Annotated in this window: 14 protein-coding genes and 1 tRNA gene; 6 read left to right on the forward strand and 9 right to left on the reverse strand. The window is 42.3% G+C overall.

The window, feature by feature from the left end; all coding sequences use genetic code 11:
- Nucleotides 1-2: 2 nt before the first annotated feature.
- The 4 genes from AB5542_RS03725 (at nucleotide 3) to AB5542_RS03740 (ending at nucleotide 3,601) form a co-directional block, all read left to right on the forward strand.
- A complete protein-coding gene (locus AB5542_RS03725; protein WP_279037459.1) occupies nucleotides 3-1,547 on the forward strand; it encodes a RagB/SusD family nutrient uptake outer membrane protein in 1,545 nt (514 codons plus the stop codon).
- A gap of 24 nt (nucleotides 1,548-1,571) precedes the next feature.
- Nucleotides 1,572-2,213, forward strand: a complete 642-nt coding sequence (locus AB5542_RS03730; protein WP_279037457.1) for a hypothetical protein — start codon at nucleotides 1,572-1,574, stop codon at nucleotides 2,211-2,213.
- Nucleotides 2,214-2,223: 10 nt separating this feature from the next.
- Nucleotides 2,224-2,748, forward strand: coding sequence for a hypothetical protein (locus tag AB5542_RS03735; protein WP_279037456.1), 525 nt, complete (start codon nucleotides 2,224-2,226; stop codon nucleotides 2,746-2,748).
- Between the two features lie 250 nt (nucleotides 2,749-2,998).
- Nucleotides 2,999-3,601, forward strand: a complete 603-nt coding sequence (locus AB5542_RS03740) for a GNAT family N-acetyltransferase (RefSeq protein ID WP_229128240.1) — start codon at nucleotides 2,999-3,001, stop codon at nucleotides 3,599-3,601.
- A 46-nt stretch (nucleotides 3,602-3,647) separates the two neighbouring features.
- On the opposite strand, the gene ung is transcribed toward AB5542_RS03740, so the two are convergent.
- From ung to AB5542_RS03755, 3 genes are all read right to left on the reverse strand, one after another.
- On the reverse strand, nucleotides 3,648-4,310 hold the full coding sequence (gene ung / locus AB5542_RS03745) for a uracil-DNA glycosylase (protein ID WP_279037452.1): 663 nt from the start codon (nucleotides 4,308-4,310) through the stop codon (nucleotides 3,648-3,650).
- Nucleotides 4,311-4,392: 82 nt separating this feature from the next.
- Nucleotides 4,393-5,703, reverse strand: coding sequence for an RtcB family protein (locus tag AB5542_RS03750; RefSeq protein WP_279037448.1), 1,311 nt, complete (start codon nucleotides 5,701-5,703; stop codon nucleotides 4,393-4,395).
- Nucleotides 5,704-6,151: 448 nt separating this feature from the next.
- Nucleotides 6,152-7,732, reverse strand: a complete 1,581-nt coding sequence (locus tag AB5542_RS03755; protein ID WP_279037445.1) for a TROVE domain-containing protein — start codon at nucleotides 7,730-7,732, stop codon at nucleotides 6,152-6,154.
- A gap of 113 nt (nucleotides 7,733-7,845) precedes the next feature.
- Here AB5542_RS03755 and AB5542_RS03760 point away from each other — a divergent pair, with 113 nt between their 5' ends.
- Complete coding sequence (locus AB5542_RS03760; RefSeq protein ID WP_279037441.1) at nucleotides 7,846-8,865, forward strand: helix-turn-helix transcriptional regulator; 1,020 nt, start codon at nucleotides 7,846-7,848, stop codon at nucleotides 8,863-8,865.
- Between the two features lie 2 nt (nucleotides 8,866-8,867).
- Here AB5542_RS03760 and AB5542_RS03765 read toward each other — a convergent pair whose 3' ends face one another.
- The 6 genes from AB5542_RS03765 to truA form a co-directional block, all read right to left on the reverse strand.
- Nucleotides 8,868-9,410 (reverse strand): DUF2500 family protein, encoded by a 543-nt coding sequence (locus tag AB5542_RS03765; RefSeq protein ID WP_117722522.1) that lies wholly within the window; start codon nucleotides 9,408-9,410, stop codon nucleotides 8,868-8,870.
- On the reverse strand, nucleotides 9,407-10,324 hold the full coding sequence (locus tag AB5542_RS03770; RefSeq protein WP_279037439.1) for a DMT family transporter: 918 nt from the start codon (nucleotides 10,322-10,324) through the stop codon (nucleotides 9,407-9,409). Before AB5542_RS03770 ends, AB5542_RS03765 begins: the two co-directional genes overlap by 4 nt.
- A 196-nt stretch (nucleotides 10,325-10,520) precedes the next feature.
- Nucleotides 10,521-11,036, reverse strand: coding sequence for a hypothetical protein (locus AB5542_RS03775; RefSeq protein WP_279037437.1), 516 nt, complete (start codon nucleotides 11,034-11,036; stop codon nucleotides 10,521-10,523).
- A 520-nt stretch (nucleotides 11,037-11,556) separates the two neighbouring features.
- Nucleotides 11,557-11,629 (reverse strand) — tRNA-Phe (locus AB5542_RS03780).
- A 76-nt stretch (nucleotides 11,630-11,705) separates the two neighbouring features.
- The gene (locus AB5542_RS03785; RefSeq protein WP_279037435.1) at nucleotides 11,706-12,860 is read right to left on the reverse strand and encodes a DUF4105 domain-containing protein; all 1,155 of its coding nucleotides are present in this window, start codon (nucleotides 12,858-12,860) and stop codon (nucleotides 11,706-11,708) included.
- Nucleotides 12,861-12,871: 11 nt separating this feature from the next.
- Nucleotides 12,872-13,618 carry a tRNA pseudouridine(38-40) synthase TruA gene (truA, locus tag AB5542_RS03790; protein ID WP_279037434.1) on the reverse strand — a complete coding sequence of 249 codons (747 nt, stop codon included), beginning with the start codon at nucleotides 13,616-13,618 and terminating at the stop codon, nucleotides 12,872-12,874.
- A 265-nt stretch (nucleotides 13,619-13,883) separates the two neighbouring features.
- On the opposite strand from truA, the gene AB5542_RS03795 reads away from it, so the two are divergent.
- The gene (locus AB5542_RS03795; RefSeq protein ID WP_279037433.1) at nucleotides 13,884-14,564 is read left to right on the forward strand and encodes a YggS family pyridoxal phosphate-dependent enzyme; all 681 of its coding nucleotides are present in this window, start codon (nucleotides 13,884-13,886) and stop codon (nucleotides 14,562-14,564) included.
- Nucleotides 14,565-14,580 lie beyond the last annotated feature (16 nt).

Consider the following 14,580-nt stretch of genomic DNA (forward strand, 5'->3'; position numbering starts at 1 on the left):
AGATGAGATATTTTATTATTTTAATAACAAGTATTTGGTTTCTTGTCGGGTGCGAGGATCTCTTGGATATGGAACCCAAAAATTCCTTGACTTACGGGAATAGCATGACGGAGAAAGAGTTGGAGGCATCTGTTCGGGGGGCGCAAGCGATTATCAGGACTTATATGATGATGCACTATAATAATGGTTCAAATTACGTGAATGGTAGTTACGCTGATGAAGTAGAATATACCCTTTCTTTGAGACGGAATCTGGACCCGCAAGTAATTCCGGGTGGAGATTGGGGACAACACTATAACGTGATTTCCGTGGCTAACCGGACGATATATTTAGCGAAACATAGTGATCTTGATCAAGATCGGAAGAATTTGTATCTTGGTCAAGGGTATTTTTTGAAGGCTTTTATTTATTATGACTTATTGAAAGAATGGGGCGAGTGCGTGTTGATTAAAGATGAGGTCGAACCCAAGCCAGTGGCTAAATCCCCGTGGACGGAAATTGCAGATTATGCGATAGAAGTGGCACAGGAGGCCGTGGACGCTTTACCTGATTTCTCGGAAATAAAGGATTCCAAAGGACAATATGCTAGTTATAAGTCAACTCCTTGTAAGGGAGCAGCGAATGCTTTGTTGGCTCATTTATGCGCGTGGAAAGCCGGGGGAAAGTATTTTGCCCGGGAAGACCAAAGAAATTATGACGAACGGGAACTTTGGCTAAGAGCGGAACGGGCTTGTTCGTGGGTAATCGATTCATCTGTTTATCAATTGGCCTTGTCCCCGGAAGAGGTTTGCACGGAGGTCATGGTTGGGGGTAGTAAAGAGAGTATTTTTGAATCGGTGTATAAGGATCAGTGGATAGAATTGGGAAGTATGTGGCAAATGTTGAAATTTAATCCTGCAAGAGAGTACGAGAATTGGCCGATTAATAATCTTGCCACGCCTTCGGATAATGAATGGAATACTTTTAATATTAAAACAACGACTGTACGGGAGATGTTCCCGGATGGTGATTTGCGTAAAGACGCTTATTTTTATAAGTTTGAGGAAATGGCCCATCCGGATAGCGTGGAAATAACTCATGGCTTTGCTTATCCCTATAAATGGAGATATGGTTACTATCAAGATGATGGATGGATGAAATTTTTGAGTAATATTAATCAAAACAAAATCTGGTGGCGTTTAGCTGATATTATCCTATTACGAGCAGAATGTCGAGCCCGTTTGGGAGGGGAATATATTGCCGGAGCGATGGAGGATTTGAACACGATTCGTCGCCGGGCAAATGCTAAACTCTATTCTTCTTCAGAATATGGCGGGGATTTACGTTATGCAATTTTTAAGGAACGGGAGAAAGAGTTGTTGATGGAGGGATACCGCTATTATGACGTGATCCGGAATGGATACGTGCGGACGGAGTTGGAAGAGGGTTTCCGAAAAGCCTCCGATCAGGATTTTATAGACGGGTGTTTCTTTAATGCAATTGGAAATGGTGCATTTAATAAAAATACGTTGATGCGTCAGAATTCATACTGGTTGCGGTATATGTAATTTAGAATTTTAAAATTTAGAATGATGAGAACTATAATATTGATACTGTGTTGTGTGGGGATATTGAGTGCTTGCACGCAACAGGATGTGATTAATTCGGGAGTATCGTCACCTTACCATGATTGTAACATGATGGATTATATGCGTGGAGATACCTATAATTGGGAATTGACGGTACAAATGATTGAACATGCCGGGTTGACGGATTTGTTCGAGGGAAAAGTGGACTCGATGCCGGTGATCACATTTTGGGGAATACCTTCTTATTCCATACAACGTTTTATTTTTGATTCACACGAGAATGAAGATTTGACGAAGGTGTACACGAAGGTTTCGGATATTCCGAAATCGCTTTGTAGGGAATTCCTGTTGAAGCACGTTACGAAAGGAAAGATTTTAAAGGAGGACATTGCTTATAAAAATAAAGAATTCGAGATCAATGAATCGGGGCAGGACGGGGGAACTTGGATTACCTGTTTGGCGGGGAATCGTTTTATCGCTTACCGGGAGGGTAGCGATTACGCCGGGGTACCGGATGCCGGAGAAGTCAGTTTGAAATGCTGGTCGCTTTCATGGGGAAAGATTCCCATGTCTTCACCGGATATTCAACCGACGAATGGCGTGGTACACGCATTGAATTACTCGTATCGATTAGGACATATTTAATTGGATGGTTATGAGAAATATAATATGGATATTGTTTGTGGCGGTCTTGGTTTCTTGTCAGGATGTGACCATTGGGTTCTTAAATGTTGAGAAGGCCGGTTATGAAATTGATTCATTGGAGGTAAAGGCTGTTTTGGATAATGCTGTCCCGGAAATTATCCCTAACCCGGAATACGAGCGGTATGTTGATATGGGATTTGATCCTGAAAGGTGTATTGAAATGGGAATTTATCCCACGCTTGAAATAGGAGGAGGCGAGGATTATACACGGGATAAATATAACATCCCATGGACGAGTACCCCGATTGAAGGAGTGGACGGAACGGCACCGATTTATGTTTCGATTAAAAGCGTGGCGAGTAATGATGGAGATGTCGGGAAATTGAAAGCCGTGTTGACCGTGAAAGGGGATGGTATGTTGAATGTGCCTTGTCATCATGATATTCCCGTGGGACGTTATGTGATTTCACTTACGTTTTCGAACGAGGGGTACTCTAAAGACGTGGATAATTGTTTCACGATTATCGTAAAGTAGTGTGTTTTTAATTTTGACGTGGTAGATTTGAAAGTCGGGTTAGCATAATATGCGGCCCGACTTTTGTTGTTTTCTTTGTTGGAATACGGGATTTATCTTCGTGTTGGCTTGGTTGTTCTGTGAGATTGACGGTTGAAAAATTTATTTGAGGGGGACGGAACAAGATATTATTAAACTACGTATGTTTGCGTAGTTTTAATATACAAAAACAAAAAATGATAAAGGAGAGATTCCAAGGAATCTAGCAATTATGAAAACAGGTGTAAGCGATTTGCCCCGATCGATGAATCAGGGAAATGAGTTCTTAATGTTACGGGAAAAAAAGCACAGGGTTAGGATTGAAGGTGAGGGATTCGTGGTGCGTGAATGGCGTTTTTCGGATTGTGATTCTTTAGCCGAAAATGCCAATAATGAGAAGATTTGGAATAATGTTATGGATCACTTTCCGCATCCATACACGAAACAAGATGCTTTTGATTATATCAGTATGGTTCATGCCATGCCTGCTCCCCCGATGCGATTCGCGATCGAGGTGGATGGGAAAGCAGTAGGAAGTATCGGGTTTGGTTCAGAAGGTGACATTGAACGGGTAACAGCCGAAATCGGTTATTGGCTGGGAGAACCTTACTGGGGACGGGGAATCATGCCTAGAGTCGTGGCTGCCGTCACGCGATATGCGTTTGAAACGTTCGGTTACCAAAAACTTTACGCTTTGGTTTTTGATTACAATCCGGGATCCATGCGTGTATTGGAGAAAGCAGGGTATCAATTGGAGGCGGTGTTGCACAAGGCGGCCGTGAAAAATGGGAAGGTGATAGATTTCTATTATTACAGTATCATGAAAGAGAATTAATTAAAAAAGCAGTATCCGTGAGGATGCTGCTTTTTTAATTTCATGTTTACCAGTTGATTTCTTGAATACCCTTACTTCGTAGAAAAGCATTGGCTTTACTGAAATGTTTACAACCGAAGAAACCATACTCGGCAGAACGGGGAGAGGGGTGTACGGTGGTTAACACAAGATGTTTACGAGTATCAATAAGTGACATCTTTTGTTTGGCATAACTTCCCCATAACATGAAAACCAAGTTCTCCCGTTCATCACTTAATTTTTTGATCACGGCATCGGTAAAAATTTCCCAGCCTTTGTCTCTGTGAGATCCCGTTTCGTACGCCCGAACCGTGAGTACCGAGTTTATGGGGAATACCCCCTGGGCTACCCAATGGTCCAGATTCCCGGAGGTCGGGATGGGTGTCCCCAGGTCCATGTGTATTTCTTTAAAAATATTTGCCAGAGAGCCGGGAATAGCTACCCCATCCGGTACGGAAAAACATACCCCGTAATATTGACCCGGATTAGGATAAGGATCTTGTCCCAAGATGACAATTTTTACTTTTTCAAAGGGGCAGGCGTTGAATACATGAAATATCTGGTGTCCCGGAGGAAGTACATGAGCTTTCTTGTATTCACTCTTGACAAACGCCACTAATTTCTCGAAATAGGGTTTGTCAAATTCATCCTGTAAGCGTTGTTGCCAACTTTCTTCTATTTGAACCTTCATAGATGCGTTGGGGTTGCTAAACGAAGACAAAAGTAAACATATTTTTCATTCGTTTATTTCCATTTTTTCAGAATTTTATTGTTTACAAAGCTTTGATGTTCATGATTGGTTTGATCGTGTCGACGATCGTTGCCGTGTCTTGTATCGCCAGTATGATCAAATCTTTATCTTTATACGCCATCGGGGATTCATCAAGGGTTTGTCGGCAGACGGAGGTGGAATAAATGCCTTCCATTTCTTTCGTGAATTCCTCCATATCCAGTATTTTCAGTGCTTTGTTCCGGGCAAGTACCCTTCCGGCTCCATGAGGGGCGGAACAGTTCCAGTCCGGGTTACTTTTTCCTTCGCAAATCAACAAACCGTCACGCATGTTGAATGGGATAACCATTTTTTCACCTTGATAGGCTCGAATGGCTCCTTTTCGAATGATCCAATCGGTCGTGTCGATGAAATTATGCATGGAGTAAACCGTGTCCACAGCTCGGTAATTTTCACCCAAGTCTTTGAATATGGCTTTTGCCATGGCTTTATGGTTGAATTGTGCGTAAGTTTGAGCAATAACCATATCGACAAGATATTCATACATATCTTCTCCTTCAAGCATATACTCCCTTTTCCCGACGTGGTAACGTTTGTTTAACTCTTCCAGTTTCTGGGGAATATCGCTTGTCGGTAGTGTATCACGCGTGATACACTTGAATTCTTCATGGTACTCTTCCGGAAGAACGGTCGTTTTATGCATTTTTTTGGCATGATAATTACACACCTTCAACCCGAAATGACGAGAACCGGAGTGAATGGTCAGGTAATGTGATCCATCCTTGGTAGATTCTCCCAATTCGATAAAATGATTTCCACCGCCTAATGTTCCCACGGAACAATAGAAGGTACTTTCTTTGATACCGATTTTTTTACACAAGCGGGAGATATATTCTTTATCGACTTGAATGGAATCTTTGGTTTCCCCGAATCGCTGGAACCATTTTTGTTGAAAGGCATGAAGGTTATTATTCACGGTTTCAAAATAGGGGGTAATCCACCAGTCTTCCAAATTCTTTTCCTTTCGGATATGCATTCCCATGGGAATGGAACGCCGGATGGCATGGTCCAATGTCGGGAATCTTTCCTCTTCGATTCGCTGGTTTAATTTGAACGTGGTGACGGAACAACCGATGTCCACGCCAATATAGTTCGGGTTGACCATTCGTGTCACGGGCATGGTGAATCCAATCACGATACCCTTACCCACGTGGGTATCCGGCATGATTCGTACTTGTACTCCGGCAGAGATTTCCTGGTTTAGAATGTTCCGGACCAACTCGATGGCCTCGGTTTCCACTTCGTCGATGAAAATTTTACAATCTTGATTGTATGTTCCTTTTAATTCTATCATAATTTTTGTTTTTAATATATGCGGAGCAACGGGCAAACAAGGATCGTACGGGATTCGAACCCGTGGTGACCACTTTAACGAAGTAACCCTGTTTTACGGCATCCGCGTGAGTTTCATTTGTAAAAAACAGGAGTAACAAGCGAGAAAGGAAACGGGGCATGACTTGCCGGAGTCGAACCGGATAGTCTCGTCGATTTTACGACCTCACTATTCCTCCCCTAAATTGAGTCGAAGTAACCCTTCTCTACGACATCCTGTTTTAGTAATTTAAAAGCAAGGCTACAAGCGATAAGAGACTGTTTCCTGCTCTACCCACTGAGCTACACTCCCTTGTTCGTGATTTACAGATCGTGGAAGTGGCGGGATTCGAACCTGCGACCCGGGCGTTATATGCGAAGTAACTCTTGTCTACGGCACTTGCTTTATATTGTTGTTTCAAAGAACGCTTTTATATTTCTATTTTCATTATTTCGTTGACAACCGAGGAACCTTGTTCGATATAATATATCATATCGAATATTTTTTCACTCCACCCGCTGACGAGGATCACGTTGCCGTTATCTTTGGTCATGCTGTTCCCGTAACCTCTCAAGTCAACCGTATAGACCCTCACGTCCGGGTTGATCTTCAGGTATTTCTGGAAAAGGCGGTTGAAGTTTTCTCCCCGATTTCCTTTGTGATCGTACCAGTTGCATCCGTCACCAACTTGACAGTCAGAGAATATAACGATTCTGTCTACAATCGTTTTTGATTTTATCAAATATTCCATGTAGTCGAATATTCCTCTTTCCGTTGCCGGGCCGCATTTCTTGGCAGCTTGGTTAATGATGTTGAAATTCTCGAACACGTTTACCGAGCGACTCAAGTTCGCATCAATTAACCGATCACCAAACAGCCCGACGTAAGTGTCTTTGCATTTGTTCCAATACAACACGGCAAATAAGTTGGCAATATCCGAAGTTTTCCGTTCGCTCATGGCTGACACTAGGGATTTCCCACCCCGGTCCCCGTACATGCTTCCGGAGTTATCGGATAGTATCACGGTTTTTCCCTTGCGGGTCGGGATATTGTCACAACTGATTACCAGCGCTTTTTCCAAAGCTGCCAAGGCTTTCTTTATTTTCGCTTTTTCTCCTTCGAATATAGAGGTTTCTTTGGCCAGTTTGTCTATTTCCAGGAATGCTGACAAATAACGGAAAGGCATTTGTTTTGCTTTTCTGATCCGGTATTCGTTTGTCAGGATATTCAAGGTCATATCTAATGCTTTATCAGAGCTTTTCGTGACGATATTCCGCAAGTTTCGCAATAAAGCCATGTAACCCACTTGACCGCTTGACACGAGTTCCTCCCATTTTTTGGAAACGGCTTGGGCTTTCGCTTTCTCGTTTTCGAACGCTTGTTTACCCAGTTCGGATAATTCGGTTTCCCACGTGTAGGGGATAGCTAGGTTACCCGATACGATTTTGTCAAATACAGCCTGTTGTGCTTCATCCTTTGCTTTCGGGTGAACTAGAAACAATGCGTCTCGCAGGCTTACAGCCGAGTCAGCATTGTATTTGGCGAATTGATACTCGTCAAACCTGTTGAACGATTCGATCAATCCTTTTTGTATTTGTTTTGACAATCGGTTCAACTTTTTGCTCCCTTCCCGTTTGTTGGCGATTTGGTAATAAGCGAGAATCTCGGTGATTTCGTCAGCTCGTTTTACTACACCCGCAACGGCACGTTTCACAATTTCGTTACTGGAATACAATCTTGCCAATTCAACAGCCAGTATCATAGGTACTGAACGCAAGTTCATTTCCGTGCGAGCATACACCGCTAGCCTGGCTACAAACTCGGGACTGCATTTTGCGATCAGGTTTTTGATTCTGCAAATCCTGTCCGTGTTTGATTCGTAGTATGAATCATCGACCACGCAGGTGACTACGGTTGAATAGAGTTCCATTTCCGGCGTCATTTTGTAAGCCTTGGCTCCCATGTAATTCACGGTAGTGTCTTTTCCTTTGTTTGTAAAATTGAATTTCATAATTGTATCTTTTTTCGTTTTACACCACAAAGATGCATAGGTAGGTGCGCAAGCTTTTTGCGTAACTGAAATTATTTTCATATTTTTGAAAAAATAATTTTTATCCTGTTCTTATGCCAGCGAATCGTAATGCCCTAATCCGTTATAAAACAATAGATAACTGCCTGTGTAACAAATATAGAAGATGGACGCTTGAAGATTTGATTGATGCGTGTTCCGATGCCTTGTACGAGTACGAGGGGATCACGAAAGGAATCAGTCGACGCACGATTCAGATGGACATACAGATGATGCGTAGCGAGAAATTGGGGTATAATGCCCCGATCGTGGTATATGATAACAAATACTATAAATACGAAGACGAGGAGTATAGTATCACGAACACTCCCTTGTCGGAGCAGGATTTGAAAGTGATGTCGGAGGCCGTGGAGGTGTTGCGCCAGTTTAAAGGGTTCTCTTATTTCTCGAATATGGGGGATATTATCAGTCGTTTGGAGGATCATGTGACTTCTGCCCGTCAGAAAACAATCCCGGTGATTGATTTCGAGAAGAACGAGAGTCTGAAGGGGATTGATTATCTGGATATGATTTATCACGCGGTGGTGAGTAAACAAGTGCTGCGGATGAAATACCGGTCTTTCAAGGCCCGATCCGCATCATCGTTTTTGTTCTATCCTTATTTACTGAAAGAGTATCGGAATCGTTGGTTCGTGTTCGGGGTAAAACAGGGAACGTCTGTGCTTGTAAATTTGGCCCTTGACCGTATTCATAGTCTTGAAATCGCTAAAGAGGAATCTTATAGGGAAAACACGGTGTTTGATCCGGTCACGTTTTTTGACGATCTTGTCGGGGTAACTAAAAACACGGGATCAAGGGCTGAAGTGGTTCGTTTTTGGGTAGATCGACTCAATGCTCCATACGTGGAAACCAAACCCCTGCATAAGTCGCAACGGGTGGTGGAAAGACAAAAAGACGGGTCTATCGTGTTCGAGATAGAGGTGGTTATAAATCAAGAGCTAAGACGGGAGATTTGTGGATTTGCCGAAGGGATTCGGGTGCTATCACCACCTATGTTGGTGCAACAGATGGCATCCAAATTTCAACAGGCAAATGATCTATACCGGCAGAACTGATTTTATATTCCTTTTTTGATGATGGTATAACCAAAGAATCCTTTTTCCAAGGTTAGAGTTCTGGTTGCGTTAGTACGTGTCTTGTTATAGGTGGAGAGTGAAACCGGGAGTTTTTTTCGTGTCCCGTTTTCGAAAATTACTTGCAGGTAATATTCTTTTCTTTCCCCGGCTGGAACATAACGGTGGTTTCCGACTCTACGGGTTTGCTTGTGTGTTTCGATATGTTTTGATAGTACGGTTACTTTTTCTTCCCGGGTAGAAGACGGATCTGCGAGCATGAAGTTTCCGCCCAAGATCATGAGATAACAGAAAGCGCTTGCGTGAAATAGATGGCATATACCATTCAATATGTTATTATCGGAACGAGTTAGCCATTGCCATTTTTTTGCGAAAAACAGAGTTGCAATAGCGAGTATAAGAGCCATCGAGAGTGGTTCCCACCAAGCAATCAGTGTTTCTTTGTAAAGGACAGACCCGAAAGCCCAGGCCAGCATGGCGAGTAGCACAGTTACGTAAGGGATGATTTTGGAGAATAACGCTTTCATACGGCTGCCTCCATGTCTGCCCGACTTTTACTACGTGTTACCAGGAAAACTCCGGAAAAAACGCAAATAACAGCGATGATTTTTAACAGGTTGAACGAGTCCATACCCCAATAAACGGCAACACAGCTTGCGACAATCGGTTGAACATAGCAATACATACTTACCACGGTAGGACGTAAATAGCGTTGCCCGATAGGTGCCAACAAGTAACTGACGAACGTGCTACCCAGCAGGATAAAGCTGAGACCATACCATATATTGGGTTCAAGTGACAACCATTCCAGATGTGTTATGTCTTGAAAAGAAAATGGAATGATACATATTGCCGCATAAGTGAACATCCATTTCATGAGTGTGATAGGAGAGTAACGACTGATGAGTTGTTTGAATAGCACAAGATATAGGGCAAAACTAAGTTCGGCTGTGAGGCAAACAATATCTCCCCAAATATTACTGTTATGAGTTGTTCCTCCGGTATTTTGGTTACTTACGATCAATAATAAGGCTCCGGAGGCACCTAGAAATATACCCGATACTTTCTTGCTTGTGATAGGCTCTTTCAAGTAGATCGCGGCAATGATCATCGTTAGAATAGGAGTGCTTGTCGTGATAATTGACGCATCTACCGGCGAAGTCATACCAAGTCCTATGGTGAACAATCCCTGATTGAAAAGTACTCCCAGCATGGAAGCGAAGAATAGTTTCAACAAGTCAGGGGGGGACACGTGTTCCCGTTTGGTGAAAATAGAGGCAATCCAAAATAAGATAGCCGCCCCGATAACCCGGATTTCGACAATAATAAAAGGTGTTATAATACTGGTAAGAAGCACCATTTTCGAGATGGGAGACATCAATCCCCACATCATATTGGCTGTGGTCATGGATAAATGGCCTTTTAATTCATCCTTTTTCATCTTCTTGTATTCATTTTGCGGGTACAAAAGTAGAATAAGAAAGAATTTTTTCCAGTATAATTCGGATTAATTTTTTCTGTTTTCTAGAATGTTCTTTACTACTTTTTGTAAAAGTAGTAAACTAGCCTAAATTAATAGCACTATACCGCACGTGAACACATCACGAACGAAATATATTAGGAATATGAAAACTTAATTATAATTTCAATATTCCGGCGATAGCATATGAATCCCTATAAATGCGAACTTTATTGGAACGTCCAAACACTAACTTGTATCGTACGGGGATTAGATTTCCTTGGTTTATCACCACAATTTGCGGATCATCCTCTTTGTAGACAGAATTATACCAAAAACTGACTTCTATTCGACCTCCTCGGTGCTGTGTTTGCGTGTAATCAAAGATTTTATACTTGGCACTTTGCATTTGCTCGACAAAATCTTTCTGGTAATAGTTTAATTCATCTTGATTATCGTATTCTGTGAAAGAGAGCAGGGAGTCTCCGCTCACGTGGATATATTCCGGTATGAACATACGCTTGTAATTGGTCGTAAGTGTTTTGGGCATTTCAATAACGTAGTTCCGGCTGTCGATTTTTGCTTTGACAGCTGTTGTAACTGCTTTTTTCGCTGAATTTTGATTTAGCGAGGCGCATGACGATGACAATATAAGAATGATTATCGTCAAAAATGAGAGCGATGTTCTTTTCATGGTCATGATGATTTAAAGAAATTATTAAATGTACTTTTTACGTCAATTCTAGCATACTGTAAATATATAAATAAAATTAGAAATAGCAAAATGAAATAATGCAATATAGCTATGAAAGCTATTTTTGGAATAGAAATGTCAAAGGAAAGTATATATAATAAATACATGTATATACTGTTTATTTTAAGCATTTATATACCACTTTGTAGCGAAATGTGTTTTTAGGTGGAAATTCCAATGTAATTGCCCCCCATCACCAGGACTTTAAAGGGTCAATCATATTGCGGCCAAGAGTGGTCAATCCTATTTGGCCAAAAGGGTCAAAGCAGACTGGCTTTTCCAACTCTAACCATTAAAGGGTGTTCTCCATTTGCAAGTGTTTTTGATTTGTAACACAAGATGTTAATACCTTCGCTCATGTTGATTTTCGGTTTAATTCTTGGTTTAACTTTGATCTTAAAATGTCGGTATTTGAGGCAAAAAGAAAAGAGAGTTACTTTCGAAACTCTCTCATTTTCAGTGGTACCACCAGGAATCGAACCGGGGACACAAGGATTTTCAGTCCTTTGCTCTACCAACTGAGCTATGGTACCATCGCTGAATTGCGAGTGCAAATATAGAGGTTTTATTTCAATCTGCAAGAGCTGAAGCAAAGAATCTCGAAAAATATTATTTTCCGCTTTGTCGAAGACGGATGCAGAGGTATATCATCCATACCATGATGACCATGGAAGCATAGGGAACTGCCGGAACGAGCAGGAACCATAGCAAAAAACCGATGATCAAGAGGTAGAGGTAGATGAACAAGTATTTATTGATGATCCACGGTAGAGTGCGTTTACCGAGGAAGAATGCGGCGATGAGGTTTAACGGATTTGCCCAGAAGGCATTGAAGTTGGGGAACATCGTGGGATGTTTCGTGAAGAAACACAAAAAGACGATGAGACACCCGACAACGCCTGTCGCGATAAAGAAGGGAATAGCGATAGCTTTTAGCAAACGGCGGCTTTTTACCTTTTGTAAAAGTAAAATGAGTGCAAGCGTACAAATGGCAAAAACAAAGAACGGGGAGAAATACCAAGGTGTTGAAAGGTCTTGTTCCGGAGCCTCGTATACTGTCTCTATCGGTTGCACGAGTGGAGTTCCATTATATGCTGCGGAATCTAAACGATACATGAGGTAATCGGGAAGAAACATTTGTTCCCGAATGGTAGCCGTGGAGGTTGCAGGAGAGCCAAGGATCGTGTGAATCCCCCATTGAATCCACGGGGAACGACCTAGATATTCATCCAGAAGGTTCCAAAAACTTTTCGTGGAAGGCTGAGCAATCCATGTGATTTGATTGCCTGTACTTTTCTCAATGATGTCCCGAACCCGGGTCGAACAATTGTCATATAGAAAGTTGTAGAGGTATTCCCGGTTTGCAGGTTCATAATTTTCAACGAGCAAGTCCATCAAGTATTGCTTTTGAATGGAATCCAAATTTAAGGTTTGGGAATACACACTGCGCTCGTCGTAAATGTAGGAAGATAAAAAACGACGAAACTCGGAACACGATAATTGGTAGGGAAGTAGTCCACGTGCAAATTTGAAATAGAATCCTTGGGTTGCAAAATCAAACGTCCCGTAATTGAAAACAATATCCATGTTGTTTGCCTTGTCAACCACCCGGATGCCTGTGTGTCCGAACAGCGAGTAGAGTTCGTTACCCGGGGAACACGTCAGAATGCTGATCGTGGCGTCTTTGGACAACTTGATAGAGGCCGAGGTACTCGCCGTGAGTAAAAACAGGAAAAAAGATATGATGAATAGTATTGTTTTCATGTGTTTCAGTATTATAGTTTACACGGGGGATATTCAATGTCACAAAGAAACAAGGCATTGCCGGGAACGGAAGTTCCTGCTTTGCATCGATCCTTGCTTTCAATAATCTGTTGGAATTGTTCCAGCGTGATACGTCCTTGCCCTACATCCAACAATGTTCCCACGATGGCACGTACCATGTTACGCAGAAAACGATCGGCTTTGATCGTGAATACAAGTTGTTCATCCGTTTCTTCCCAGTTGGCCTCCATCAAATGGCAGATGTTCGTTTTTACATCCGTGTGCAATTTGGAGAAGCTGGTGAAATCCTCGTAACGCAGGAGAAGTTCACAAGCATTATTCATTAACCGGATGTCCGGTAGGGGGTGCGGTCGGTAGGCAAACGGGTAAGTAAACGGATTCTTGTTTTTATTGATATAATATTTATACGTACGCGAGATAGCCGAAAATCGAGCGTGCATGTCAGGCTGTACGGCGTAAATATCTTTGATCGCAATGTTTTTTCCCAAGAAACGATTGAGTTTGTCAGCCAAGGCTTGCGTGTGAGAAATGGCAACATCACTCTCGAAGTGGGCCACGAAAAACGAGGCGTGTACTCCCGTATCCGTTCGTCCGGCCCCGGTCACGTTGATTTCCTGTTTCAGCAAGAGGGAGAGAGCCTTGTTGATTTCTTCTTGGACAGAGGGGGCATTGGGTTGTATCTGCCAACCGTTATATCCACTTCCGTTATATGCTAATTCAATAAAATACCTGTGCATGTTTCCACTTTTTCAAGATTCAAAATTAACAAAATTCCGTGAGAGTAGAAGAACATGAAACGTTTTTTACTTTGTCTGTTCTTCGGGCTGCGGGAATGCCATCCACGGGTAAATTTCAATTAACTTGCAACTTGTGACCCGAGAACCTGTAACGGAAGGATATAAACGTTAATTTTTAACGCTTGTATCCTGACATTATATCCTGATTTTACGTTATATTTGTAAGTCCGTAGTATTGCAAGGGCATGTTAAATGTTGAAAAGGAATGAACAGTATTGTAGAAAATTTGAAAGAGATTGCCAGTAGTTTGCCGGAAGGAGTAAAATTAGTTGCCGTATCGAAAACAAAGCCTGTGGAGGCGATAGTGGAGGCATACGAGGCTGGACAGAGAGTATTCGGGGAAAACCGGGTACAGGAGCTGGCGGAGAAGTACGAAGTACTTCCCAAAGATATAGAATGGCACATGATCGGGCATTTACAAACGAATAAAGTGAAGTATATGGCCGCTTTCGTTTCTTTGATTCATGGCGTGGAGAGCTTGAAATTGCTGGAGACTATTGACAAGGAGGGGAAAAAACATGATCGGGTGATCCCTTGCCTGCTGCAATTTTATATAGCCAGTGAGGAAACCAAGTTCGGGTTGGATATGGAAGAGGCCAAAGCTCTTTTGGAGAGTGCCGATTACAAGAATATGAAGAACGTGAAGATCGTGGGCGTGATGGGAATGGCGACGAACACGGATGATGAGGTGCAGGTCAGACGGGAATTTCATCACCTGAAAGAGATTTTTGACGAGTTGAAGGCAACTTATTTTGCGGAAAACCCGGAATTCAAGGAATTATCCATGGGGATGTCTGGTGATTACCGGATAGCCGTGGAGGAAGGAAGTACGATGGTACGCGTGGGGAGTTCCATCTTCGGGGCGAGAAATTACGCGCATATATAATTTGAAAGATTCATTA

It is taken from the genome of Butyricimonas sp. RTP31003st1_G1_RTP31003_210430 (assembly GCF_040920905.1).
Classification (GTDB): Bacteria; Bacteroidota; Bacteroidia; order Bacteroidales; family Marinifilaceae; genus Butyricimonas; species Butyricimonas paravirosa.

Bases quoted from the DNA above. Each gene is read 5' to 3' on its own strand.
- AB5542_RS03725 (WP_279037459.1), top strand. From the start codon at position 3: ATGAGATATTTTATTATTTTAATAACAAGTATTTGGTTTCTTGTCGGG.
- AB5542_RS03730 (WP_279037457.1), top strand. From the start codon at position 1,572: ATGAGAACTATAATATTGATACTGTGTTGTGTGGGGATATTGAGTGCT.
- AB5542_RS03735 (WP_279037456.1), top strand. From the start codon at position 2,224: ATGAGAAATATAATATGGATATTGTTTGTGGCGGTCTTGGTTTCTTGT.
- AB5542_RS03740 (WP_229128240.1), top strand. From the start codon at position 2,999: ATGAAAACAGGTGTAAGCGATTTGCCCCGATCGATGAATCAGGGAAAT.
- ung (WP_279037452.1), bottom strand. From the start codon at position 4,310: ATGAAGGTTCAAATAGAAGAAAGTTGGCAACAACGCTTACAGGATGAA.
- AB5542_RS03750 (WP_279037448.1), bottom strand. From the start codon at position 5,703: ATGATAGAATTAAAAGGAACATACAATCAAGATTGTAAAATTTTCATC.
- AB5542_RS03755 (WP_279037445.1), bottom strand. From the start codon at position 7,732: ATGAAATTCAATTTTACAAACAAAGGAAAAGACACTACCGTGAATTAC.
- AB5542_RS03760 (WP_279037441.1), top strand. From the start codon at position 7,846: ATGCCAGCGAATCGTAATGCCCTAATCCGTTATAAAACAATAGATAAC.
- AB5542_RS03765 (WP_117722522.1), bottom strand. From the start codon at position 9,410: ATGAAAGCGTTATTCTCCAAAATCATCCCTTACGTAACTGTGCTACTC.
- AB5542_RS03770 (WP_279037439.1), bottom strand. From the start codon at position 10,324: ATGAAAAAGGATGAATTAAAAGGCCATTTATCCATGACCACAGCCAAT.
- AB5542_RS03775 (WP_279037437.1), bottom strand. From the start codon at position 11,036: ATGAAAAGAACATCGCTCTCATTTTTGACGATAATCATTCTTATATTG.
- AB5542_RS03785 (WP_279037435.1), bottom strand. From the start codon at position 12,860: ATGAAAACAATACTATTCATCATATCTTTTTTCCTGTTTTTACTCACG.
- truA (WP_279037434.1), bottom strand. From the start codon at position 13,618: ATGCACAGGTATTTTATTGAATTAGCATATAACGGAAGTGGATATAAC.
- AB5542_RS03795 (WP_279037433.1), top strand. From the start codon at position 13,884: ATGAACAGTATTGTAGAAAATTTGAAAGAGATTGCCAGTAGTTTGCCG.